Genomic DNA, 23,580 nt, shown 5'->3' on the forward strand with positions numbered 1-23,580 from the left:
CGTCAGAAGTCTCTGTTTGGGCTGAGGCGTAGACGCCTACTAGAACGTCAGCCGCAGCATGCCGATCACGTGCCGCGGCGCGCCGAATTGATTGAATGCCGCATAGCTGACGGGGGCTTCGATATAGTGCGTATTGAAGACGTTGTTGACGTTCAGTTGGAGGCTCAGCCATTTCAGCGGAGCATAGATGGCAAAGACGTCCGCTCTGCTGTACCCCGCGAATGTCTCATCTTGATTCACCCCCGGGGTTCCTGAGACTTCGCTCCGGTAATAGACGACCGCACCGAGCTTCAATCCCTTGGTGAGCAGCTCGGACAAATCATAACTGCCGAAGGCGCTGACCGTGTGCTTGGGAACGTTGTATGCGCGTGTGCCGACCACGCCGGGAGTCGGACTCTTCGTGATTTCGGCTTCGAGAAAGGTGTAGGCCAGATTGACCTGCAATCGCGGAATCAGCGCACCCTGTGCTTCGAATTCAAACCCTTGATTGCGCTGCCCCTGCCCACCGATGGAGAAAAGCAGATTATTCGGGTCAGGGGTAGACACGTTGTCCAAGTTCGTTCGGAACAGCGCCGCGGTGACTCGGATCCGTTGTGCAAGCGGCTCCCACTTGCTCCCGATTTCGAACGACTTGCCCGTCATGGGAGCCAAGAGCGAGCCGTTTGAGGTAATGGCGAAATTCGCTTGGATGCTTTCGCCGTACGACGCATAGACGTTCAACCCCTCGATGACGCGCTGGGAGATGCCCAGTTGCGGCGTGAGCTTGGATTGATTCATCCCGACTTCAGAGTTGTTCGCGAAGTTGGCCTCTCCCTGTTGGTTGATCCAATTGCCCCGTAGGGCCAGCATCACCGTTGTCCCGGCAAGAGGGCGCAGCAACCCCTGTGCGAAGAGACCGGTTTGCTGAATCGTGAGATCCTGATCGACATTAGTGGCCGGGCCGCTCAGTGCGGGAGGGAAGGGAATATTGTTGTTGGGGTTCGAGAGGTTTCCCGTGCCAAGGAACAGGAAGTCCGTGCTGAGAGAGCGTTGCCGCGCGTTGGAATAATCCATGCCGAATGCCACGGAACTGAGGTTGCCCAAGAGCGAGAAGTCCTTCGTCAGGCTGATTTCACCTGCCAGTGAGTCTCGTTTGAGGTCCCGGCCAAATCCGTAGACGTCGAAGTTTCCGCTCGCACCGATGCCCCCCGGTTGATAGCTGGCTCCATAGCGATAGTTGCTGTCGCTGTGGCTGTATTGGCCCTTGGCCTTTAAGCGAAAGCCCTGGGCAAATCTCTTCTCGGCTTCGATATGGGCGCTTTGGTAGTCGTTTGAGAAAGTATTGTCGCTGGCCAGAAGGCTGTCGAAGAGAGAGGCGGGAATCCCTCCCTCGGTGTTGGTCGACGTCCCTATGTAACCTTTCCCCCTCAAGCGTTGAACATTGCCGATGATGGTAATGTCGAAGTCATCGCTTGGGCTGAAACGGACGGAAGGGAGAAACGAGAAACGCTGATTGCCGCTGTTGCGGAAAAATTCCGGATCCTGGTTTTGCGCGAACACGAAGCGGCCGGCGATCGGCAGGGTCGGCAGAACCCCGTTGGCGTCCAGCGTCGTTCTGTAGTGGCCGGCGGAACCGGCTCCGGCCTCCGCGATGACAAAATTCTCCTTCTGCGGCGCCTTCAGAAGACGGTTGACGAAGCCGCCCGCGCCGACCAGGCCACTGGTAAAGGACGCGGGTCCTTTGATGACTTCAATGCGTTCGTAGAGTGTGGGGTCGGAGAAATAGCTGTTGAAGGCCGAGAGGCCGTTGTCGCGGGTAAAGCCCGGCGTGCGTTGATCCGTCGCAAAACCGCGGATGAAATAGTCGTCCGCCGCCAGCGCGGATTGAGAGGTTTTTCCCACACCGGCGATCCCTTCCAAGGCCTGCTGTTGAGTCACAGCCCGGCGCTCGCGAATGCTGTCCTTGGTCACAACGCCGACGGATTGCGGGAGTTCTTGAATCGGCGCGGGAAAGCGAAGGACGGCCTCCGACGAGACGTCGGCCTTGTAGCTGTCCGGCGAATCGACGACCGGCGCCCGTTCGACCACGTCCTTGACGACCACCTCGGGAAGTTTCACGGGCTTCGATTGTGTTCCGCTTGTCGGCGAATCGGAGATATCCCCGTCAGCTTGGGCATAGACCGCTCCGGCCGTCCCTGCCGCAGCCGCGCCTACAGCCAGTCCGGTTCCAAGGCCGCTCTGGTTGCTCTGGCGTTCCAACGTGACGATATTGGCTTCCGTGATGCGATAGACCAATCCGGTATCGACTAACAGCAGACGCAAGGCATCTTCTGCGGTGCGCCGGCCGGACACGCCGGCCGTGCGCACGTGCTCGACATCTTCCGTTGCATAGGCAAATTGCAGGTCGGCTTGTTCTCCGAAGCGATGCAGGGCAGAGGTCAGCGGCTGTGGCGGGATGTCAAAGTCGAATTCCTTCGGTGTATCGGCGGGGGATTGCGCGACGAGATTCTGCTGGCCTGTTGCGCGAGACCTCTTGGACGGTGGGTCTGATTGTCTCCACCAGTCTTCACGGCCAGGGGTATGGGGATCTCGGTCCTTTCGATCGGGCATACCCAATCGCTTCCTGTTGAACTCCTCCTCATTGTTTGGTTCTTTTGCAACCGCAGTCTCAGGCGCGCACAGACCGAAGTGGACCATGGCCGTCGTGGCCATGATCCAAGCCAGGCCTGGTTGCCAGATCCGTGTGCTCGCTTGCTTGCGCCGAATCCTCATCGACTTCTCCTTGTGTTCCGGAGATGGGTGAACGGCGCGTTGAGCGCTCACGAATGTCATCACACCATTGGGGAATCGCTGTCATTGTTCAGGCTTCACTACTATGACGAGTGAAACAAAGAACCGCGTGGTCCGCGTCACGAATTTGCCGAAGCATGGCAGCAGGTGGAATCTACAGAATAAAGACGAAGTAGCCGGCGACATGCACAACCTGGAGTCCTTGGAGCTTCGCGAGCGCACTGATCGCGTCGTCCACTTTCTGAATCTTGAATCGTCCGCTCACGGGCTTCGTACGGGAGCGATCGGCCAGAACGACAATGCGGCCGGGCCGATAGCGATCGAGTTCAGCCATCGCCTGTGCGAACGGTTGTCCCTCGATCGCGATAATGCCCTGTGACCAGGCCTTGGCCGATCCTCCGTCGGCTGGTCGAGCGTCCTGAGGCGTTTCTCCGGGACGATAGACCGTGTGTTGATCTTTGCGGACGATGACCTGTTGCCCGGTTTGCACGTCAGTACCGGCAAACACACCGACCGTCCCTTCCACCACCGTAATGCGAGTCTGCTGCGGGTCTGCGCGTACGACGAACGCCGTCCCGACGGCCTGCGTGACCCCATCCTGGGCCGCGACCCGAAAGGGTCTCTGTGGATTGGACACGACTTCGAACAGCGCTTCGCCTCGCAAGAGATCGACGCGTCGCTCGTGGTCCGTATATGACACGGCGATGGCAGTGTCGCTGTTGAGGTGCGCCAAGCCTCCATCCGGCAAAGTCACGACCTGCACGTGACCGACACCGGTGTGATGGTCGGCGAGAAGAAACGCTCGAATATCCTGATACAGCACGATGAACGCCAGGCAGGCCGCAGCAAGCCCTCCGACGAGGGCATATCGGCGGCCATGCCGGCGCAGCCTGGCCGGTGGCTCGGGAGTTCGGCGATCTTCCTCCAGTAGCGCTGCACTCACATGTTGGAGCTGATCCAGCTGCTGCCAGACCGTCCGCTCGCGATCGAACGCGCGCTGGTGAGAAGGTTGTTCGGCAAGCCAGGCCTTCAGAAGCCGGAGTTCTTCCGCCGTAATCCGGCCGGAGACGAGACGCACGATCCACTCTTGGGCGATGTCCGACACTCCTGATGCGTGCGTGTCGCCGGTATTGTCCTGATCGATCTGGTCAGCCATGGTGCGTCGGAACCGGGATTAGTATTGGGATGCCGATTGGAGATCGTGCCTCTGACAGGAACAACACAGCCTTATATTTAGAAGACGAGTGGGAGGTGAAAGCCCGTGCAGGGAATTGTGAAGCCCGGTCTCAGAGATTTCGGACTTTGGATAATTGCCTGAGCGCGGTCCGAATGTGGTGTTCCACCGTGGAGGGCGACAGGTTCAGCTCGTTCGCGATCTCGGGGTAGGACTTGCCCTCGAACCGATTGAGGTGGAAGATTTTTCGACTCAAGAGCGGAAGCTGTGCCAGGACCCGCTCCGACCGGGCCAATTCTTCCCGGGCGATCGATATGCGTTCCGGGTCCCGGCCGTCCGTGTCCCCCCATAACAATTCGTTGGTCTCAGCCAGAATGTGTGCGCGATTCTGCTCGACCCGCAAATAGTCCGTGGCGAGATTGGCGGCCATGCGGAACAGATAGGCCTTTTGGTTCTGGATGTGGGCGGTTTCGCCCTGAGCGGAGATTTTCAGAAAGAGATCATGCGTCATATCCCGGGCAGTGAAGACGCACTTGATCCGGCGGAGAAGAAAGCGAAAGAGGTCTTCTTCGTGTTCCAGAAAGACCTGCGACAGCTGTGTCTGCGACATGCCCTGTTCCTCTTCAGGACGGAATGATCAGGATTCTGAGCCGAGGCAACCGGAATCTTTGACGATTGGACGGGCTTATAACATTCACGGAAAATATGCGTCAATGTCTGGATTCCGGAAAATGAAATAATGAGCGCGGCTCATTTCGTGCAGAAGCTTCGAGGCAATTCCATGCCCTACGAGTGATGAACTGCAGAATATTCCCTGAGGATTGGCCAACTTGAGAGGTGCAGGGGCATTGATCAGGCGGAATGATCGGATCGGGCGAACGCCTTCTCCAGCTCGGGTAGATGGGGCGCGTAGTGTTTCCAGCGGCCGACGGATTTCGTATAGATCGGCTGGCGGACCTGCCAGCGGCTGGGCGTCTGGACGGCGCGCTCCTGCTGATGGAAATTCAAACAGCGGTCGTCCCAAGGTGCACCGAGAAAGCTCATCAATCTCCGTGCTTGACCTTCGAGATCCGCCACGACGTCCTCGTATTGGACGTCGTGGATCGTGAGCGGCAGGGCTGTATGCCAGTGCGCCATCAGCCGCTCATATTGCGAACGGAAAAACGCCAGATCGGCGAAGTCCGTGGCGTAGCGTTGATCCGGGTTGAAGTTCTCCATCCAGATCGACAGGGCATTGTCCTTGGCATCACGCCGGCAATGGATCACACGGGCATTGGGAAACAACAGCGCGGCAAAGGCCAAGTGGAAAAAGTTGAGGGGCTGCTTGTCGCTGATGCGGGGACAGTCCGGCGGGGCATTGCGGCGCAGCGCCCGCAGATATTCATGCGCCAGCAGCCGGCTGGTCATCTCATCTGTTAATTGATAAGCCGCCTGCCAGGGAGCGATGTCCTGGCCGGCCACGGACTGGCCGGCGAGTCTGGCCAAGTCGGGCAGCTCGCCGGCGCCATGCATCAACGGATGGGCGGCGAGAATCTGCTCGACCAAGGTCGTCCCGGAACGAGGCAGGCCGACGATGAACACCGGCTGATCCGTGCCGATGCCGAACGAGCGCCGTTCGGCGAAGAAGTCCGTCTGGTAGGTCTCGACGATTCCGTCCACGCGCGTTCGTAAAGCCTCTCGATGAAATCGACCGGCTGCTTGTTGCCGGCCGGCATTGGCCCGTGTGGCCGCACGGGCAGCATCGGAGAACCGGCCTCGGCGATCATAGAACTTGGCCAGACCGTAGCCGACCAACGCTTGGGCTTCCGGGGATCTCTGCGTGCCATCGAGTGCGGTCTCTACTTGTGCGGCCCAGGCCAGTCCTTCATCTCCTTTGATCAAGGCCAGGTATTGGCCGAGCGCCACCGCATGGCCCGGCTGACGATGCAAGACGTTTCGATAGCAGCTGAGCGCCGCTTCTGCCTGACCCAGATCCTCCAGCGTCCGTGCCAGGTCGGACCAACTCGCCGCATCGTTCTGATCCAGCGAAAGTGTATGACGAAATAGCGCTTCAGCCCGTTCCGGCTCCCCACGTTGGAGCAACTCTTGTCCCAACCGGCTGTGGGCTCGCGCGAGATGAGGATCGTGCGCCACGGCCCGTTCATAACAGGCGATAGCATCCTCTAACTGCTCCGCCTCGACCAAGAGATTGCCCAGGGAGAGATAGGTTTCGGCGCGGGTCGGATCGATCAGGAGCGCCTGCTTCAGTGCATCGAGGGCCTGTTCGTGGTTCCCCGTTTGTTTGAGCGCGATTCCAAGATTGTGCCAACCGTCGGTGTACGTGGGGTCGACGGCGACGGCCTTTTGAAAGCACGCGATCGCTTCCGGCAGGTTTCGTAACAACACATGCACTCGTCCGAGATCGGACCAGGTGCGCGGATCGTCCGGCGTCAGTTCCGTCGCGCGTACAGCCAGATTGATGGCACGTTCTTGTCCGCCGAGCACCAAACAGAGCTGGGCAAGATACCGGTGAGCATCGGCATCGTTTGGCACAAGGCGCAAGTGTTCCTCGCAGAGTCCTTGGGCGGTGGATGGATCACCGACCTTGAGAGAGGCATTGAGGGACTCAAGTAGCATTCGTCAATTCCTTCGGCTCAATCACGTTGAACCCATTCACCCGACTCCAGCGAAACCTTCCTCTAGAAATACACGCGCACGGTCCCGAAGGCGCTGATCGGCGCGCCGAAGGAGTTGGCCCAATTGATCGTGCCAGGATTTTCAATATATTTGGCGTTCAACAAATTGCGGAGATTAAAGGAGACGTCCCATTTCTTGCTGCCACGATAGAACAGCACGCCGTCGACCCGCTCGTACGGATTGACGAGGATGCGGTTGGGCAGCTGCGTATCATAGTCGCCCACGAAGTAGACGCCGCCGCCGAAGCCGAATCCTCGGAGCGGTCCCGATTGAAGCTCATAGGTGCCGAAGACGCGACCGACATACTGGGGTGCCGCGGAACGTTGGCCAACCAATGCCGGATCGTTGTCCTCGGTGATTTTCGCATTGATGTACGCGAAGTTGGCGTTTAGGTTCAGCCCCGGAATCGGCTGTCCATTGACGTCGAACTCCGCGCCTTGGTTGCGCTGTTGGCCGATGGCTATCACGAACCGATTATTGTTGGGATCTGGGTTGGCGACATTGTTGAGATAGGTGCGAAACAGTGCGGTCGTGAAGCGAAGGCGGTCGTTGAGCAGATTCAACTTGGCGCCGACTTCATAGCTCAGGCCCCTCGTAGGCTCTATGACGCTGCCGTCGCTTGTGACGCCCAATTGCGGTTCAAAGGATTGCTGGATGCCACCGTAGACATTGGCCCCGGTCGCGACCTTGAATGTCGCGCCGAATCGGCCCGTCCAGGCGGATTTCATTGCGTCTTGCTGCTCCAGGGTGAATTTATTGGTGAATTGCTGATCCGCGCGGTCATGCCGACCTGCGACGACGAGAGTCAACCGTTCAATAGGACGAATGATTGCTTGCGCAAAGATGCCGAGCTGCTTGAGTTTCTGCTTGGTATTATTGTTTTGCAAATTTGCAGCTTCGGTGTACACCGAGTCGGCTGCCGTCTGTACGAGGTTCTGCGGATTGAAGACGTTGTCGAGGACCGGTGCCGCATTGCTGGGCAGGTAGATATATCCAACGGAATAGTTCTGAGTCATGTCCCGGTAGTCCACGCCAGCCAGGATTTCATGTTTCTGCCCACCGAGTTCAAACTCCTTGCTCAGATTGAGCTCTCCTGCGTAGGTGTCGAACCGATTCTGTTGCAATGCAGAATTGAAGTATGAATCGCCATTGAGGGGAATGCCGCCTGGCGTGTAACTGTAGATCGTCTTTTGTGAGAGGTATGAATTGGAATATTTACCCTTGACCGACAGTTTGATGTCATGAATGAATTTGTGATCGTAGTGCACTTCCCCGTTGTATCCCGTGTACTGGGTTCGAGCTCCGTTGGGGGCGCCGCCGCCAAAATTGCGCGTGCGCGGGATGTTGAGCATGGTTCCATCGTTCAAGAGCGGATAGCCGGGATAGATTGCGCCATCGAAGTTCTGATACATGCCGACGATGAGCAGTTTTCCTGCGCCTTTGAACAAATCGAACTCCACGGAGGGGGCGACGGTGTATTGCCTGACCGGGGAGTTGTCGACGAAGTTTCCGCCGTCTTCGACCGCGAAGACGAGGCGGCCCCGAACGTCTTCATGGCCCGGCATCACACCGTTGGCGTCGACCATTCCCCTGAGAAATCCATAGGAGCCGGCTTGGAATTCGGTCGTGGAAAAATTCTGCCGCTGCGGCGTCTTCGTAATGCGATTGATGAGGCCACCGGGGCTGGATGCGCCACCGACGATCGAAGTAGGCCCTTTGACGATTTCGTACCGTTCAACCACGCCAAAATCCGGAGCCCATACACCGTCGACGGGAAGTCCATTACTTCGCATCGCATTGAAGCTGCCGTTGCGATTGTTCGACTGAAACCCTCGAATGTCGAAGGTTTCCCCTCGTCCATAGTTCGTGCTTCGGGTGACTCCGCTAACGCCTTCGAAGGCGTCCATCTGTGTACGGGAAAAGGTATCCCGGATGACATCCCGCGTGACGATGCCGATCGAGGTGGGGTTCTCGTCGATCGACATGGGGGTCCGCGTGACCGCTGACGAATAGTCCGCCTTGTAGCCGTCGACCGCTTCCTCCCAAGATTTGGGCCGTTCCATCGTTTCCTTAATGACCACTTCCGGAACTTTGACCGGTTTCGCCTGATCGCCCGATGCAGCTTGAGCGGGAGTGGCCATCGCCGGCATGCCTGAGAGCTGTAAGGTGACGGTTCCCGAGGCGGCAAAAACCGCCGCCAGCCCAGTCCCGGCAAGCAAACCAGTTAAGCCTTCCTCCGGTGTGAAATCCCCTTGCAGACCTTCGGTCTGGCGGCCGGCAACGAGATCGGAGGGATACAGCGATTCAATGCCGGTTTGCTTGGAAAAGGTGATGAGCGCGGGCTCCAAATCTCCGGCGGGAATGTCAAACCGTTGCTTCGATCCGCCTTCCGATCCCTCATTCGCGGCCAATCGAATGGGAGGAACAGGATTCCGGTAAAGATCCGTCTTCCAGTTCTGCCGCCCACGCGTTCGTTGGTCAGATCCCGATCCAAAGGGATTCCGAGGGTCGGCATCTCGTTCAGGTTCGCGCGGGACCGGCTTCCAATCGTCTGCAAGGGCCTCTTGCGGAAGAGCCGGGTGATAAATGCTCAATACCAGCGCGGAAAGACTTGCCAGGAATCTCAGGACAAATCGCCTCAGGGGCACTGACTCCGTTGTCTGAAACGGTGCCAGTCCAGGTTTGGATGGCGACAGATACAACGCATTCTGCACCCGAGCTGCAGCCGCCCGATTTGCCGACGTGACGTGGTAAGGGACGCGCACCTTGTAAGCCATCGGAGCCCCGTTTCCTTTATTGCCGGTGTGGAGAAATATTGAGCTTGAGGTGGCTCTCATTGGTCATGCCGCCCCATCTGACGGTAGGACGACGGCGGAAGACGATACCCTCACGTCGTGATGAAAGTTTTTGGTGGGCTCTGGCGGCGCTGGTGTCGATCCAGGCGTTTGGACGGGGACAGACCGCACGCGACAGCCTGCCGAGGTCATGCGGTGGGCAGGCAGACGGGGGAAGGGAGTCAGTTCCCCGAACAGTCGGTAATCGGAAGGACAACAGTCCTTGGTTAACGATGAGACAACACTGAAGGGTTCGATGAAACCGGGGCCGGCTCGATCACGATGAGGGTGCCATGAACCCGGTGTGCGCGCACCGGAAGGCTGTCCTGGAGGGTCTGGATGAAACGGTCTAAATCTCTGATGTGAAAGACACCGCTCACGGGAATCGATGCCAGTGCCGGATGGAGCAATCGAATTTCTTCCGACCGATAGCGGGCGACTTCCGCCAAGACCCGTTCGAGGGCTTGCGATCGGAAGATCAACGTGCCTTCTCTCCAGCTGCCGAGACTGTCACGGTCGAAGGCACTCGCATGGGCAATGCTGCCGTCAGTGCCGTACGAAGTCTGTTGACCGGCCTGCAAGATGACGGGGGCAGCTGCCGATGATGACTCTCCGGTCGGTCGGATGCCCACTTCCACGGAACCTTCCCAGACAGAGACATTCACGGCATCTGCTGCCTTATTCACCAAAAACTGGGTGCCGATATCGCGGATCGAGCCATTGCCCGCCTGCACGGTAAACGGCCGTCGTTCATGTTCCACGGTGAACCAGGCCTCGCCACGATCCAATGTGATGATCCGCTCGCTGCGGGAGATCTGCACCGTCAGCTGTGTGTCCGTATTCAACAGCACGGTAGAACCGTCTGCCAACCGCACTTGTTGCTGCGCGCCTTTCGCCGTCTCATACCGGATGGTGTCGGGAAGTCCCGTCCACCACCAGGTGGTGAGGAGTACGAGGCTCAAGGCTGCGCCCACGGCGGCCGTTTGACGGACCGACCACCAGGACCATGTGGATGTCGTCCCGGGAGCGGAATCGTGGCGCTTCCAAAGATCTTCCGCCTTGGCGATTTCCGCCTCGAGGAGAGGTTGCGTATCGTCCAAGGTCGTCCACATCCGTGAAATTTGCTCAAATTCCCGCCGATGGTCCTGCCTGATGGCCAGCCATGCATCGAAAGCGCGGCGGTCGTCGTCTGTTGCGAGACCGGAGTGGAGTCGCACGAACCAGTGGACGGCGTGCTCCCGTACGGAGTCTGGTGGTGGTGTGGGCGGCTGTTCGGTCATGCGCGACAGGTGATCATAGCTCTCTGGGGATGAGACGAACAAGGCATCCTCCACCCGCAGGTACACCGCGGTCTTTCAAGGAAAGAGTGCTGATGGAGGGCTAGGAGAGGTCCTTAAAGCGTTCCCGACAGAAGGCCGTGGCCTTAAGTACATGCTTCTCCACCATGCTGATGGAGATTCCGAGACGCGAGGCAATCTCGGCCTGGGAATAGTCTTTAAATTTATGGAGGAGAAAGACTTGCCGGCATCGCGTGGGGAGTTCCATGACGGCCTCGTACAACAAACGGACTTGCTCCTTGGCTTCGGTGTGCGCTTCCTGCTCGGCCGGCACAATGAGGGCGGCCTCGATGCTCTCTTCGTCCAAGGGTTCTTCCACGTGACGCTGCTGCCGGCGGAAGAGATCAACCGTCAGATTGAGCGCCGTCCGGTAGAGAAACGCCCTTGGCTTGTTGATGGGAAGTGATGGTTCATGAGTCAGGACGCGAAGAAACGTTTCCTGCGCGACATCCATGGCCTGATCGCGGGAACGCAATCTCACCGTCAGATAGCGGACGAGTTCGTCGTAATACTCGCGAAAAAGAGCAAACCGTTCCGCTGCGAGCTGGTTGTCCATGACTCGATTCCCAAAAGAGGCGATGCGGCCGACTAAACTAGCAGGATTACCGTCAGGAGGGAATGTTTACTTTCTGGATTCTTGAGGAGACACTTGGCTGGCAGCCACCCATCGATCCAGACTCTACGAGAAGGGGTCGCCTGGATTCCGCTTCCGCGGGGAATGACCCCCCTAGCGTGCCTGATGGCAAACTGACCCCCTGCCGTCTGACATCTTGAAGCGAGTCCAACGGAAAGATCATGAAAGAGCGGGGTGGCCAGATTCTTCATTGTAAGCAAACACTTCGCTCAGTTCAGGCAGATAGGGGGCATAGTGGCGCCAGCGGCCGACTGATTTGGTATAGATCGGCTGGCGCACCTGGCCACGGCTAGGCGTTTGCACGGCGCGGTCTTGTTGGTGAAAGTTGAGACAGCGCTCACTCCAGGGTGCGTTCAAAAAGTCGATAAGCCTGCGGCATTGCCCTTCGAGGTCTCCCACCACGTCCTCATACTGGACGTCAAGGATCTGAAGCGGCAGCGCCGTCTGCCAGTGATTCATGATCCGCTCATACTGTGCGCGGAAGAAGGCCAAGTCGGCAAAGTCCGTCGCATAGCGCTGATCGGCATTGAAATTCTCCATCCAGATCGACAGGACATTGTCCTTGGCCTCGCGCCGGCAGTGGATCACGCGGGCGTTGGGGAACAGCAACGCCGCGAAGGCTAAATGGAAAAAGTTCAACGGCTGTTTATCGCTGATTCGGGGGCAATCCGGCGGCGCATTGCGGCGCAGCGCCTGCAGATACTCATGGGCCAGCAACCGGCTGGTCATCACATCTCCCAACCTGGACGCGGCTTTCCAAGGCGCCTGCTTCTGTCCGGCCATCGATTGGGCGGCAAGCCGGGAGAGATCAGGTAATTCCCCGGCCCCATGCATCAACGGATGAGCGGCAAGAATCTGCTCGATCAAGGTCGTTCCCGATCGGGGAAGTCCGACGATGAAGACGGGCTGATCTGTACCGATGCCGAACGAGCGCCGTTCTGTGAAAAACTCTGCCTGGTAGGTCTCAATGATGCCATCGACGCGCGTCTGCAGCGCCGTACGATTTAATGGGCCGGCCTTCCGACGCCGTGCCACATTAGCGGCTTGTCCTGCCTGCGCCGCCTGGTCATACCGGCCGCGGCGATCATGATATTTCGCTAACCCATAGCCGACGAGCGCTTTGGCCTCGTCCGGAGTCTCCGGTCTGGTTAATGCTCCCTGAGCCTGCGCGATCCACGGAGCCGCCTCCGCCTCGTCTTTTACAACCGCCAGATACTGTCCCAGGGCCAAGCCATGGGCCGGTTGCTGTTCGAGAATCCGGAGATAACAGGCCGGGGCGAGCTGTGCACGACCAAGATCCTCCATGGCCTGACCCAGGCCGAACCACGCGTCGAGATCCTCAGGGCGCTGAGCCAGCGAGCGGCGGAACAGCGCTTCGGCCTCATCCACCTGACCACAACCAGAGAGTTCTTGCGCCAGACGGTTGCGTGCCCTGGACGAGCCTGGCGCATGGGCGGCCGCCCGGTCAAAGCACCAGAGGGCTTCGTCAAGTTGCCCGTCTTCGATTAAGAGTCCCCCCATTGCCAGATAGCTCTCGGCGCGCGTGGGTTCGATCGCAAGTGCGCGCTGCAGACAAGACAAGGCGTGCTCTTGCTCGCCGATCTGTTTGAGCGCGGCGCCGAGATTGTGCCAGCCATCGGCATAGTCGATGTCGAGACTGACGGCTTGTCGGAAGCAGCGCACGGCGGCCGGCCAATCCTGCGACAGCGCCCAAACCCGTCCGAGATCGGACCAAGTGCGCGGATCGTCCGGTGCCAATTCGGTCGCACGGCGTGCGGCCTGACGAGCTGTATCCAGATTGCCCTGACGTGCGTAAATCTGTCCGAGATAGCGATGGGCGTCTGGATCCTCCGGCAGAGTGGCGAGCCGTTCCTGGCAGTGCCGCAGGGCCGAAGCGGGATCGTCGGTGCCAAGCGCTGCGTTGATCGCCTCTAACAATGAAGGTGGTGCGCTCGAGGTTTGCTGGGTCACATGGGGCTCATAGTCGTCCTGGTATTGTCTGCGTTTGCCCGAGATCGAGGATGCTCTAGTATGTCAGGCGCAACATGCCGATCACATGCCGCGGGGCCCCAAAATGGTTAAATGCCGAGTAAGAAAATGGTCCTTCAACATACCGCGCGTCAAAGAGATTGTTTAGATTCAACTGCAAGCTGAGCCACTTGAGAGGTTCGTAGATGGCAAAGACATCGGCTCTCGTATAGCCCTCATAGGTTTGATTTGATGATCCTGGGAAGGAGGAGACTTGGCTTCGATAGTAGACAACGGCACCAAGCTTCAGCCCTTTTGTCAGCAGCTCGGAGAAATCGTAGCTACCGAAGGCACTGACCGTATTCTTTGGGGCATTGTAGGCTCGTGACCCGACGACATTTGAGATAGTGCTCTTTGTGATTTCAGTGTTCAGGTAGGTGTAGGCCAGGTTGACTTGGAGTTGTGGCGTGAGCGCTCCACGGGCTTCGAACTCAAAACCCTGATTCCGTTGGCTCTGGCCGCCGATACTGAAGGTCGGATTACCCGGATTGGGACTACTCACATTGTCCAATTCCGTATTAAACAGGGCGGCGGTCAGCATGATCCGCTTCCCCAATGGTTCCCATTTGCTTCCGATCTCGAATGTCTGACCAGTCATGGGAGCCAAGAGTGATCCATCCTCCGTAATCGCAAAGTTCGGCTGAATGCTTTCTCCGTAGGACGCATAGACATTGAGCCCCTCGATGAGCCGCTGGGACAGGCCGATCTGCGGCGTCAACCGGCTGACATTAAGCCCTTCATGGGACCCATTTGGGTTGAAGGATGTCTGGGTAATCCAATTCCCGCGTAGCGCGGCCATCAGGGTCGTGCCTGCGAACGGCCGAAGCAGGCCCTGCGCAAAGGCACCGGTTTGATTAAAGTGCAGGTCTTGTATGAAGTTGGGGGCCGGATCGGTAAACCCTGGGGGAAACGGAAAATTGTTCTGAGGGCTAGAAATATTCACTGTGCCCTGGGGCAGGAAGCCCGTACCCTTGGTATTCACAGTTCCGGTGGAATAATCCATCCCCGCCGCCACGGAGCTGAAATTGCCGAAAAAGGAGAATTCTTTGGTCAGATTGACCTCACCCGCATAGGACTCCCTCTTCCAATCGCGGCCAAGTGCGTAGATGCTCACGTTCCCGCTTGGTCCGATGCCAGGATACTGGTACCCGAACCCATAGCGATAACTCGAACTGTCATGGCTATATTGGCCTTTTGCTTTTAGTCGAAAGCCTTGGGCGAACTTTTTTTCGGCTTCCACATGGGCGCTCTGGTAATCGATCTTGAGCTGGTTGTCAGGTCCCAGAAAACTATCCTTGATCCCGGCCGGGATTAGACCCTCCGTTGTCGTCGGCGTACCGAAATAGCCCTTGCCCCTCAGGTGCTGCACATTCCCGGTCACAGTCAGCGTGAAATCGTTCTCTGTAGCGAATCGGACGGAGGGGAGGAACGAAAACCGTTGATTGCCGCTATTCTGAAAAAATTCGGGGTCTTGGTTCTGGGTAAACACGAAGCGGCCCGACAGTTGTGGGATCGTCGGTAGGACGCCGTTGGCATCGAGCGTGGTTCGATAGTGTCCGTCTGAACCGCCGCCGGCCTCGGCGATGATGAAGTTTTCCTTCTGCGGCGCCTTCAAGAGCCGATTCACAAAGCCTCCTGCGGGCGCCAGGCCGCTAGTGAAGGAGGCAGAGCCCTTGATGACTTCAATGCGTTCGTACAGGGTGGGGTCAGCCACGTAATTGTTGAAGGCGGACAAGCCATTGTCTCGAGACGTACCAATGTTCGCCCGCGGGTCGGCTTGAAACCCGCGAATAACGTAATCTTCAGTCCTAGCTGCCCCTCCCACAGGTGCCTTTGCTATGCCCGCGATACCTTCGATCGCCTGCGTTTGCGTAACGGCCCGACGCTCGCGGATGCTGTCCTTCGTCACGACACCGACGGACATTGGCAGCTCTTGAATCTCGGCCGGAAAGCGAAGAACGGCTTCGGATGAGACATCTGCTTTATAGCCGTCAGGCAAATCAACAACCGGCGTCCGTTCTTTGACGTCTTTCACGACGACTTCAGGAACTTTCACGGGTTTCGCTTGCGTGCCATTGACAGGTGTGTCGGAGGCCCCGTTTTCGCCCTGAGCGACCGCTGCTCCGGCCACGCCCGCCCCAACGGCGCCTACCGCGATGCCTGTTCCAACGGCGGCGGCCCCAGTTCCGGTACGTTTTTCGAGCGTGATCGTTTTTGTTCCTGTCACGCGGTAGTTCAATCCCGTATCAACGAGTAACAATCGCAAGGCATCCTCCGACGTACGGCGCCCGGACACGCCACCGGTCCTGACGTTTTCGACGTCTTCGGTTGAATAGGCAAATTGGACCCCGGTCTGCTCGCCAAACCGGTTGAGAGCCGATGCGAGCGGTTGGGGAGGAATGTCAAAGTCATACTCCGGCTGCTGGTCATTGCCGTGCTGCGCCATGAGGCGTTGTCTCGCGAGAGATGGAGGTCGAGTGAGAGGAGGGTCTGCCGAATGCCACCGCTCATCCGGGATACCGGATCCATTTGGTTCTTCGCCGGATCGATTGGGAAGTCCCGGCTTCTTCCTCTTGATGCCTTCCTCGTTGTCCGATTCCTTGCCTCGCGCCGGTTCGGGAGCAGAGATGCTGAAGTGCACCATGGCGGTGGCCGCCATGAACCAAGCCAAACGTGGGGTCACTGATTCGGAGGCAGACTTCTTTTGGCGTATCCGCATTGCATGCTCCTGGCGTCTACAACAGAGAGGTGAGCGTGGTCCGTGTTGAGAAGGGTTCTCATCGGGCCGTATCACCTGTATGACGAACGAAAAAGCGGAGCCCTTGGCGACCGAGAAAAATTAATTTTCGACCAGTGGAATATCGAGGCGGACTATAAGATCAGTACGAGGTAAGGCGTGAGCCGGACCACCGTCAGGCCTTGCGTCTTGGCGAGAGCAGTCACCGCGTCGTCGAGTCCTTGAAGAATAAATCGCCCGCTTACGAGTTTCGTCCGGGCTGGGTCCGCGAGCACGACGATTCGGCCCGGTCGATACCGATTGAGTTCGGCCATCGCTTCTGCAAACGGTTTCTTGTCGATCACGATGCCGCCGCGTATCCAGGAGAGGGCTGAACGGCCGTCGATCGCCATGGCCGCGCGCGGTGCCTCTCCGACGCGATAGAGGGTCTCCTGATCCTTGTGCACGGTCACTGAGGCGGGCTGATCCTTGCCCGTGACTTTCGTGGCGACGTCAACAGTCCCTTCCGTCACCGTGACGGTCGCTTGGCGATCTTGGGCATGGACGGCGAACGCCGTACCGACCGCCTGTGTGATGCCTCCCTGCGTCAGCACGCGAAATGGTGCCTGCCTGTTGGGGACGACTTCAAAAAACGCTTCTCCCTTCAGGATTTCGATCCGCCGCTCGTGTTCCGTATACGATACCGCAATGGCCGTATCGGTGTTCAAATGGGCCAGACCTCCGTCCGGTAGCTGCACGATCTGCTGTTGCCCGGTCGCCGTGCGGTGGTCGGCGGAGAGGAAGAGCCGGATGTCTTGATAGAAGAGGAGACCTGCAAGCCCAGCCGCAACCGCTCCAGTGATCACGACTCGCCAATGGGGCCGCAACCGTTGCTTCCGACTTATCGATAGTTGTTCGGTCTTGTGATTCGCAGGGATGACGGTCTTGAGGGGTTCGAGTTGTTGCCAGAAGACCCGTTCGTCGTCGAAGACCCGTTGATGAGACGGGTGTTCCGCAAGCCACTGTTTGAACCGGCGCAGCTCTGCCTCACTCATATGGCCCGAGGCGAGCCGGATGACCCAGTCTCGCGCGATGCGAGACAACCGCTCGTCGGGAGTGCCTAAATTTTTCAATTGAGGTTCCTGGGGTTCACTCATGATGTGCTTCGACTCGACGACGACAAAGGATTGTGCCGGGCCAGTCGGTTATGGGCGGACCGGTCACACGACCCCATGATGAGAAGACGAGTGAAAACGGTGAACCCTTGGCGGGAACGATTGTGAGGGGTCAGCGATCACGGACGGACGACAGATGGTCGAGCACCTTCCGCATGTGCGCTTCGACCGTCGAGATGGAGATGCCGAATTCCTTGGCGATTTCCTGCTGCGTCTTGTGGCCGAATCGGTTGAGCTGAAAGATGTTTTGGCTCAGACTTGGAAGCTCGTTCAGAGCCTGTTCGAGGCGAGCCAATTCCTGCCTGGCGATCATGACGCGTTCCGCATGGCGGTGTTCCGTCCCTCCCCATAGGATGTCGTTGGCTTCCGCCAGGATTTCCGCGCGGTTCTGTTCCACCCGCAGGTGGTCGGTCGCCAGGTTGGCTGCCATGCGGAAGAGGTAGGCCTTTTGATTGTGGATATGCTGCGTATCTTCTTGAGCCGAGATCTTGAGGAAGAGTTCCTGGGTGAGGTCCCTCGCGGTGAACGTGCACTTCAGCCGTTTGAGTAGGAAGCGGAACAGACCTTCTTCGTGCTCGAAAAAGACTTCCGAGAGTTCTGTGTGCGACATCGCCTGTTCCCTTCAGAGGAAGGAGCCGGTGCGAAAACGGGAACGATAGCCTGTGCGTAATGTCGTCTTATAGCATTCACGGAAAATGTGCGTCAATCTTGCTCGGCCCCGCAGAGGCCCTAGGGATACGCACGCCGTCCCCTTTCTTGACCTGACAGGCGCGGCGGGTTTATCTTCCTGGGGATTTTATCCGAGCAAGGAGGTCTTATGCGAAACCGGCATCTGGCTGTGGCTCTAGCGGGATTCGCCCTGGCGGCGTGCAGTACGACGGAATGGGTCAATGCGAACAAGCCGCCGGAGCAATACACGACCGATTACAACAAGTGCGAGAACTCGGCGCTCAGCGACCCCAAGCTGCAACAGGGCAGCAAGATCCTTGTCCAGACTGCGACCGAACGCTGCATGCAGAGAGAAGGCTGGCGTCTCATCGAGCATTGAGGGTTATACGCCCTTCCCCGGACTCCGCCGTCGTGGTGCTGATCTCCGTTCGCTCCTGCCGGTAGATAGGATTCTCTCTCCCCTCCGGTTAACAGAAAATTTACTCATCGGTGACAGATCCGGAACGCTCGACGGGTACGTTGGGGCCATGATCAATCGTCGTCATGGTGATCAACGACACCGAAGGCGTCCGGCTGTCCTGTCCGCACAACGATGTGGACGGTTCCCGGCGCCCATGCGCGACCGCGTCCGTCCATGCGGTCGCAGGAGGACGTCATGACCGGACATGTCCTGCTCGAATCGTCGGTCGGCATCGGCCATTCCCCGGATAGCCTCGTCAGGGAGATTTTGGATCGGGTCGAAGAAGAGGCGGTGCTCAGCCTGGACTCTCTCGTGATGTCCCTGCCTCACTACAGCTGGAATCAGATTCTGATCGCCGTCGACCGTCTGGCGCGGGACGGACGACTCATTCTTCGCCGCCATCGATTCGACTACACGCTGTTTTCCAAACACTACCCCGCCTAGGCTGGCCGGATATCTCCCCGCCGTTGCCCCTGCGAGGCGAACCTCAGGCTCCGTTATCCGCTCGCACTGGTTGGCTGGTATGGCGGATGATCTTGCCCTCGACCATGTAGATCACCAATTCTCCGACGTTGGTGGCATGGTCGGCGATGCGTTCAAGATACTTGCCGATGAACGTGAGACGGATGGCCCGGGTGATCGTGCCGGGGTTTTCAAGCATGAAAGACAGCAATTCCCTGAACAACTGATGCGTCAGATCGTCGACGAAATCGTCGTCGGCGCAGACCTTTCTGGCCAGCGTGGCGTCCGAGCGGACGAAGGCCTCCAGGCATTCCCGTACCATCCGCATGGTCCAGCTCGACATGCGGGGAATGTCGATATAGGGTTTGAGCTGCGGTTCTTCGTTCAGTTCGATGACGCGTTCGCTGATGTTCTCAGCCAGGTCGCTCATGCGCTCCAGTTCGGTTGAGATTTTCATCGCCGTCGTGATGAATCGAAGGTCACCGGCGGCCGGCGCCTGCAATGCAAGCAGGCGAATGCAGGTCTCGTCGATCTCCACGTCGAGTCCATTGACCAGAGCGTCACGCTCGATGATCCGGGAAGCGAGATGAACGTCCCGGTCCACGAGCGCTTGGATCGAGCCCTCGATCTGCTGTTCCACCAGCGAGCCCATGCGCAGAATCTGCGTCTTCAGGTCCGCCAGTTCTTGGTCGAAGTGTCGGTGCATCATTTCCCGCCTCCGATGACTAACCGAATCGGCCGGTCACGTATTCCTCAGTCAGCTTATTCGATGGATTGGTGAAGATCCTGTCCGTTCGATCGCACTCGATCAGACGGCCTTCGTACATGAACGCGGTGTAATCGGACACACGCGCCGCCTGCTGCATGTTGTGGGTGACAATCACGATCGTCACTTTCTGCTTGAGATCGGTGACCAGTTCCTCGATGCGCGCGGTCGCGGTAGGATCCAGGGCCGACGTCGGTTCGTCGAACAGGAGGATTTCCGGTCTCGTGGCCAGCGCTCGGGCGATGCAGAGGCGCTGCTGTTGCCCCCCCGAGAGGTTCAAGGCCTGATCGTGGAGGCGGTCTTGGACCTCGGGCCAGAGGGCCGCGTCGCGGAGCGCCCGCTCGACGGCGTGATCCAGGTCGGTCCGTTTCATGCCTCCGCGGATGCGCAATCCGTAGGCGACGTTTTCATAAATGGACTTGGGAAACGGATTCGGCCGCTGGAAGACCATGCCGATGCGCATCCGGATTTCAATCGGGTCGATCTCGGCCGCCACCAGATTGATGCCGTCCGGATACAGCAGCAGCTCGCCCTCATACCGGTTGCCAGGATACAGGTCATGCATCCTGTTGAGACAGCGGAGGTAGGTCGTCTTGCCGCATCCGGACGGTCCGATCAGCGCCGTGGCATGGCGGTCAGGCAGGCCGAGGGAAATGGCATTTAACGCCTGGACGTTGCCGTAGAAGAAGCTCAGGCCCTTCGATTCCGCTTTCAGTGCGCCGTTGGGTGGGGTGCTTAGGGACATGAGGCTACCAACGGATTCGTTTCCGGAAATGCGCGCGAACCGCGATCGCGAGCGCGTTCATCGCCAGCGTCATGACCAGGAGGACGAGTCCTGCCGCCGCGGCGTTGACATGAAAATCCTCTTGAGGCCGGGAAACCCAGTTGAACATCTGGATCGGCATGACCGTAAAGGGATCGAACATCCATTGAAAGGAGACGTACGGCGGCTCGTCCTGCCAGGGAGGATGGGGAAGAAACGCGATGAACGACAGCGCGCCGACGGTGATCAAGGGAGCGGTTTCCCCCACTGCGCGGGACAGCGCCAGAATCAGACCCGTCATGATGCCTCCCATCGAGCAGGGCAGGACATGGTGCTGGACGGTCTGCCACTTGGTGGCGCCGAGCGCATAGGCGGCCTCTCGGATCTGCGGCGGTACGGCGCGAATCGCTTCGCGAGCGGCGATGATGACCATCGGCAAGACCAGCAGGGCCAGCGTCAAGCCGGCGGTCAGGAAGCTTTGCCCCAGGCGGAATTCATAGACGAAGAGCGCCAGCGCCATCAGGCCGTAGACGATCGACGGCACACCGGCCAGATTGGCGATGTTGATGTCGATCAGCGTGGTGAGCCGATTTTTTGGTGCATATTCTTCCAGATAGACGGCCGCTCCGAGTCCCACGGGGACGGCGACGAGCGCGGTGAGCAGCATGACGAGGATCGTGCCGATCCATGCGCTCAGAATACCCGCCTGTGCGGCAAACCGCGATGGGTAGGACGTCAGAAACTGCCAGGATAGGCGGCCGACTCCTTCCGCGGCTAACTGGCCGATCAATGCCAGCAGGACGCTGAGGACCGCCAGGGTGACAAGGAAACCGGTTCGCGCAAACACCGCATCCATCCGCTTTCGGCGGACCAGCTGTTTGCGGTCGAAGCCGGAGCTAATAGGCTTGGCGATAGCGTTTTCTAAGGACATGGCCTGCCAGATTGAAGACGAATGTCATGAGCAACAGCGTGAGACCCGTGGCGAAAATAGTCCGGTATCCGATACTGCCGTGAGGCAGGTCACCCAGACTGACTTGAACGATGTACGCGGTCATCGTGGCGGCCGGCTCCAGCGGGTTCCAAGTCAGGGTCGGCTGCATGCCGGCGGCGATAGCGACCACCATGGTTTCTCCGATCGCCCGGGATACGCCGAGGACGTATGCGGCGGCGATGCCGGACAGGGCGGACGGAAAGACCACCCGCCACGCCGTCTGCATGCGTGTAGCGCCGAGCGCATAGGCGCCTTCACGCAAGGCGAGCGGCACGGCCCGCATGGCGTCTTCGCTCACCGAGCTGACGTAAGGCACGATCATGATGCCGATGACGAATCCGGCGCTCAGCATATTGAAGCCGGGAAGGTCCGGCCAGATCCGCTGCAGCGCGGGCGTGACGAAGAGCAGCGCGAAATAACCGTACACCACGGTCGGCACGGCGCTCAGCAGCTCCAATGCCGGCTTGACCGCTTCGCGCAACGCGCGGGACGCATACTCGCTCAAGTAGACGGCGACGATACTGCCGGCGGGGATGGCCACGACCAGCGCGACGGTGGTGGTCACCACGGTGCCGGACACCAGGGGGAGAATGCCATAGTGCGGCTCGGAAAAGAGCGGCGTCCATTGGCTGTCGGTCAGAAACTCGAGGAGCGATACCTGTCGAAAGAACAGGAAGGATTCATACGAGAGGACGCCGACGATCCCGATCGTGATGGCGACCGAGGCGAGCGCGGTGAGCATCAAGACCAGTTCGATTGCCTTCTCCTTGAATCTCGGAACCAGGACCGGGGGAACCTGGAACTCCCGCGCCTGTTTCAGTAACCCGGGTTTGGCGGTATCGGCGTCCATAACGGCGATCCTTTCTCCGGCGCGGCCTAGAGCGTGGCTTCCCGGCGGAGCAATTCTTCGATCTTGATGCCGATCGTGGACGTGCCCTGGAAGGCGGTGCCGACCTTTCCGTTCCGGAAGTGCGCGAGCGCCAGTTCGTAGGCCTGCGCGGGAAGGGGAACGTACTTGACCTGCGGCGCCAGGGTCGCCGTCTGAGCCAGATAGAACTCGACGAACCGCTTGACCTCAGAACGCTCGGCCGCTTTGGCGTTGACGTAGATGAACAACGGGCGTGACAGCGGCTGGTACGTGCCGTTTTCGACGGTCACGCGGGAAGGCAATACAGGCCCTTTCCCGCCGTCGATCGCGATCGCCTTGAGGCGTTGTTGATTGGGTTCGAAGTAGGCGTACGGAACGTATCCCAGCGCCTGCTTGTCGTGGGAGATTCCCTGCACCAACGTGTTGTCGTCTTCGCTGGCCGTATAATCTCCGCGGCTGGCTTTGGCTTTGCCGACCACCGCTTCCGTGAAGTAGTCGAAGGTTCCCGAGTCGGCTCCGGCGCCGAAGAGCTTAAGCGGAAGGTCTGGCCAGGTCGGACGAACCTGGCTCCATTTCATGACGCGGCCTTGAGCGGACGGTTCCCAGATCCGCTTCAACTCGTCCAAGGTGAAGTGATCGACCCACGTCGCCTGGGGACTCACCGCGATGGTCAACGCATCGAAGGCGATGGGCAGTTCGATATATGACACACCGTTGGTCCGGCAGACTTCCATTTCACCGGATTGTATGGGCCTGGAAGCGTCCTGAATGTCCGTTTCGCCGCGGCAGAATTTCTTGAATCCTCCGCCTGTTCCGGAAATGCCCACCGTCACACGAACCGCTCCGCGCGCGGTTTTCTGAAACTCTTCCGCCACGGCTTCGGTAATCGGGAATACGGTGCTCGATCCGTCCACCTTGACCAGCGCCGTGGTCTGAGGCCAGGTCGGGGCGGCGCACCACACAAGCAGTCCTGCCAGACCAAGGCTCGCGACGACACTTCCTGGACGCTGCATTCTTCGCATGAACGGGCTCCTTTCCTTCAACTACTCCAACGAGGCACGTGTGCTCCGAAGACGCCCAGCATGCAGGCGGAAACTTTCGGTTCGATTACGTCCTTGTTAACGCCGCGTTAATTTTTCTTTTCTATCTGCCGCAGGGTGCGGAACCACCACGAAACCGTAGGACAAGCATTTGTTAACAATCCTGTAACCGCGCGGCAATTGCCTTGTGATTCGTTGGAGCTACACCCGTAGTGTCA

18 protein-coding genes are annotated in these 23,580 nt (G+C 58.8%); 2 read left to right on the forward strand and 16 right to left on the reverse strand.

Going from position 1 to position 23,580, the window contains the following annotated elements; genetic code table 11:
* Positions 1 to 39 precede the first annotated feature (39 nt).
* The 11 genes from NSJP_RS12370 to NSJP_RS12420 all read right to left on the reverse strand — a co-directional run bounded on the left by NSJP_RS12370 (position 40) and on the right by NSJP_RS12420 (position 17,953).
* On the reverse strand, positions 40 to 2,751 hold the full coding sequence (locus NSJP_RS12370) for a TonB-dependent siderophore receptor (RefSeq protein WP_172834317.1): 2,712 nt from the start codon (positions 2,749 to 2,751) through the stop codon (positions 40 to 42).
* Positions 2,752 to 2,923: 172 nt separating this feature from the next.
* A complete protein-coding gene (locus tag NSJP_RS12375) occupies positions 2,924 to 3,925 on the reverse strand; it encodes a FecR family protein (RefSeq protein ID WP_080887193.1) in 1,002 nt (333 codons plus the stop codon).
* A 130-nt stretch (positions 3,926 to 4,055) separates the two neighbouring features.
* Positions 4,056 to 4,553, reverse strand: coding sequence for an RNA polymerase sigma factor (locus tag NSJP_RS12380; protein WP_080887194.1), 498 nt, complete (start codon positions 4,551 to 4,553; stop codon positions 4,056 to 4,058).
* Between the two features lie 242 nt (positions 4,554 to 4,795).
* Positions 4,796 to 6,559, reverse strand: a complete 1,764-nt coding sequence (locus NSJP_RS12385; RefSeq protein WP_080887195.1) for a tetratricopeptide repeat-containing sulfotransferase family protein — start codon at positions 6,557 to 6,559, stop codon at positions 4,796 to 4,798.
* A gap of 62 nt (positions 6,560 to 6,621) precedes the next feature.
* The gene (locus NSJP_RS12390) at positions 6,622 to 9,396 is read right to left on the reverse strand and encodes a TonB-dependent siderophore receptor (protein ID WP_172834318.1); all 2,775 of its coding nucleotides are present in this window, start codon (positions 9,394 to 9,396) and stop codon (positions 6,622 to 6,624) included.
* A gap of 284 nt (positions 9,397 to 9,680) precedes the next feature.
* On the reverse strand, positions 9,681 to 10,775 hold the full coding sequence (locus NSJP_RS12395) for a FecR family protein (RefSeq protein ID WP_155970151.1): 1,095 nt from the start codon (positions 10,773 to 10,775) through the stop codon (positions 9,681 to 9,683).
* 58 nt (positions 10,776 to 10,833) lie between these two features.
* The gene (locus NSJP_RS12400; protein WP_080887198.1) at positions 10,834 to 11,346 is read right to left on the reverse strand and encodes a sigma-70 family RNA polymerase sigma factor; all 513 of its coding nucleotides are present in this window, start codon (positions 11,344 to 11,346) and stop codon (positions 10,834 to 10,836) included.
* Positions 11,347 to 11,583: 237 nt separating this feature from the next.
* Positions 11,584 to 13,395: a tetratricopeptide repeat-containing sulfotransferase family protein gene (locus NSJP_RS12405; RefSeq protein ID WP_080887199.1), complete on the reverse strand. Its 1,812-nt coding sequence runs from the start codon at positions 13,393 to 13,395 to the stop codon at positions 11,584 to 11,586.
* A 55-nt stretch (positions 13,396 to 13,450) separates the two neighbouring features.
* Positions 13,451 to 16,171 carry a TonB-dependent siderophore receptor gene (locus NSJP_RS12410; protein WP_080887200.1) on the reverse strand — a complete coding sequence of 907 codons (2,721 nt, stop codon included), beginning with the start codon at positions 16,169 to 16,171 and terminating at the stop codon, positions 13,451 to 13,453.
* A 152-nt stretch (positions 16,172 to 16,323) separates the two neighbouring features.
* Positions 16,324 to 17,325: a FecR family protein gene (locus tag NSJP_RS12415; RefSeq protein WP_080887201.1), complete on the reverse strand. Its 1,002-nt coding sequence runs from the start codon at positions 17,323 to 17,325 to the stop codon at positions 16,324 to 16,326.
* A 130-nt stretch (positions 17,326 to 17,455) separates the two neighbouring features.
* The gene (locus tag NSJP_RS12420; RefSeq protein WP_080887202.1) at positions 17,456 to 17,953 is read right to left on the reverse strand and encodes an RNA polymerase sigma factor; all 498 of its coding nucleotides are present in this window, start codon (positions 17,951 to 17,953) and stop codon (positions 17,456 to 17,458) included.
* A gap of 207 nt (positions 17,954 to 18,160) precedes the next feature.
* On the opposite strand from NSJP_RS12420, the gene NSJP_RS12425 reads away from it, so the two are divergent.
* Positions 18,161 to 18,391: a hypothetical protein gene (locus tag NSJP_RS12425; protein ID WP_080887203.1), complete on the forward strand. Its 231-nt coding sequence runs from the start codon at positions 18,161 to 18,163 to the stop codon at positions 18,389 to 18,391.
* Positions 18,392 to 18,667: 276 nt separating this feature from the next.
* On the forward strand, positions 18,668 to 18,916 hold the full coding sequence (locus NSJP_RS12430; protein WP_080887204.1) for a hypothetical protein: 249 nt from the start codon (positions 18,668 to 18,670) through the stop codon (positions 18,914 to 18,916).
* 43 nt (positions 18,917 to 18,959) lie between these two features.
* Here NSJP_RS12430 and phoU read toward each other — a convergent pair whose 3' ends face one another.
* From phoU to NSJP_RS12455, 5 genes are read right to left on the reverse strand one after another with little or no spacing between them, the layout of a single operon-like run.
* Positions 18,960 to 19,640 (reverse strand): phosphate signaling complex protein PhoU, encoded by a 681-nt coding sequence (gene phoU, locus NSJP_RS12435; RefSeq protein ID WP_080888585.1) that lies wholly within the window; start codon positions 19,638 to 19,640, stop codon positions 18,960 to 18,962.
* 19 nt (positions 19,641 to 19,659) lie between these two features.
* Entirely contained in the window at positions 19,660 to 20,445 is a 786-nt protein-coding gene (gene pstB, locus NSJP_RS12440; RefSeq protein ID WP_080887205.1) for a phosphate ABC transporter ATP-binding protein PstB, read from the reverse strand.
* A gap of 4 nt (positions 20,446 to 20,449) precedes the next feature.
* Entirely contained in the window at positions 20,450 to 21,394 is a 945-nt protein-coding gene (pstA, locus tag NSJP_RS12445; protein ID WP_080887206.1) for a phosphate ABC transporter permease PstA, read from the reverse strand.
* Positions 21,360 to 22,304 carry a phosphate ABC transporter permease subunit PstC gene (pstC, locus tag NSJP_RS12450; RefSeq protein ID WP_080887207.1) on the reverse strand — a complete coding sequence of 315 codons (945 nt, stop codon included), beginning with the start codon at positions 22,302 to 22,304 and terminating at the stop codon, positions 21,360 to 21,362. The genes pstA and pstC overlap by 35 nt, the downstream gene beginning before the upstream one ends.
* Before the next feature lie 26 nt (positions 22,305 to 22,330).
* Positions 22,331 to 23,344: a PstS family phosphate ABC transporter substrate-binding protein gene (locus NSJP_RS12455; protein ID WP_080887208.1), complete on the reverse strand. Its 1,014-nt coding sequence runs from the start codon at positions 23,342 to 23,344 to the stop codon at positions 22,331 to 22,333.
* Positions 23,345 to 23,580: the final 236 nt, after the last annotated feature.

This window comes from Nitrospira japonica (assembly GCF_900169565.1).
Classification (GTDB): domain Bacteria; phylum Nitrospirota; class Nitrospiria; order Nitrospirales; family Nitrospiraceae; genus Nitrospira_C; species Nitrospira_C japonica_A.

Bases quoted from the DNA above. Each gene is read 5' to 3' on its own strand.
- NSJP_RS12370 (WP_172834317.1), bottom strand. From the start codon at position 2,751: ATGAGGATTCGGCGCAAGCAAGCGAGCACACGGATCTGGCAACCAGGC.
- NSJP_RS12375 (WP_080887193.1), bottom strand. From the start codon at position 3,925: ATGGCTGACCAGATCGATCAGGACAATACCGGCGACACGCACGCATCA.
- NSJP_RS12380 (WP_080887194.1), bottom strand. From the start codon at position 4,553: ATGTCGCAGACACAGCTGTCGCAGGTCTTTCTGGAACACGAAGAAGAC.
- NSJP_RS12385 (WP_080887195.1), bottom strand. From the start codon at position 6,559: ATGCTACTTGAGTCCCTCAATGCCTCTCTCAAGGTCGGTGATCCATCC.
- NSJP_RS12390 (WP_172834318.1), bottom strand. From the start codon at position 9,396: ATGGCTTACAAGGTGCGCGTCCCTTACCACGTCACGTCGGCAAATCGG.
- NSJP_RS12400 (WP_080887198.1), bottom strand. From the start codon at position 11,346: ATGGACAACCAGCTCGCAGCGGAACGGTTTGCTCTTTTTCGCGAGTAT.
- NSJP_RS12410 (WP_080887200.1), bottom strand. From the start codon at position 16,171: ATGCGGATACGCCAAAAGAAGTCTGCCTCCGAATCAGTGACCCCACGT.
- NSJP_RS12415 (WP_080887201.1), bottom strand. From the start codon at position 17,325: ATGAGTGAACCCCAGGAACCTCAATTGAAAAATTTAGGCACTCCCGAC.
- NSJP_RS12420 (WP_080887202.1), bottom strand. From the start codon at position 17,953: ATGTCGCACACAGAACTCTCGGAAGTCTTTTTCGAGCACGAAGAAGGT.
- NSJP_RS12425 (WP_080887203.1), top strand. From the start codon at position 18,161: ATGCGAAACCGGCATCTGGCTGTGGCTCTAGCGGGATTCGCCCTGGCG.
- NSJP_RS12430 (WP_080887204.1), top strand. From the start codon at position 18,668: ATGACCGGACATGTCCTGCTCGAATCGTCGGTCGGCATCGGCCATTCC.
- phoU (WP_080888585.1), bottom strand. From the start codon at position 19,640: ATGCACCGACACTTCGACCAAGAACTGGCGGACCTGAAGACGCAGATT.
- pstB (WP_080887205.1), bottom strand. From the start codon at position 20,445: ATGTCCCTAAGCACCCCACCCAACGGCGCACTGAAAGCGGAATCGAAG.
- pstA (WP_080887206.1), bottom strand. From the start codon at position 21,394: ATGTCCTTAGAAAACGCTATCGCCAAGCCTATTAGCTCCGGCTTCGAC.
- pstC (WP_080887207.1), bottom strand. From the start codon at position 22,304: ATGGACGCCGATACCGCCAAACCCGGGTTACTGAAACAGGCGCGGGAG.
- NSJP_RS12455 (WP_080887208.1), bottom strand. From the start codon at position 23,344: ATGCGAAGAATGCAGCGTCCAGGAAGTGTCGTCGCGAGCCTTGGTCTG.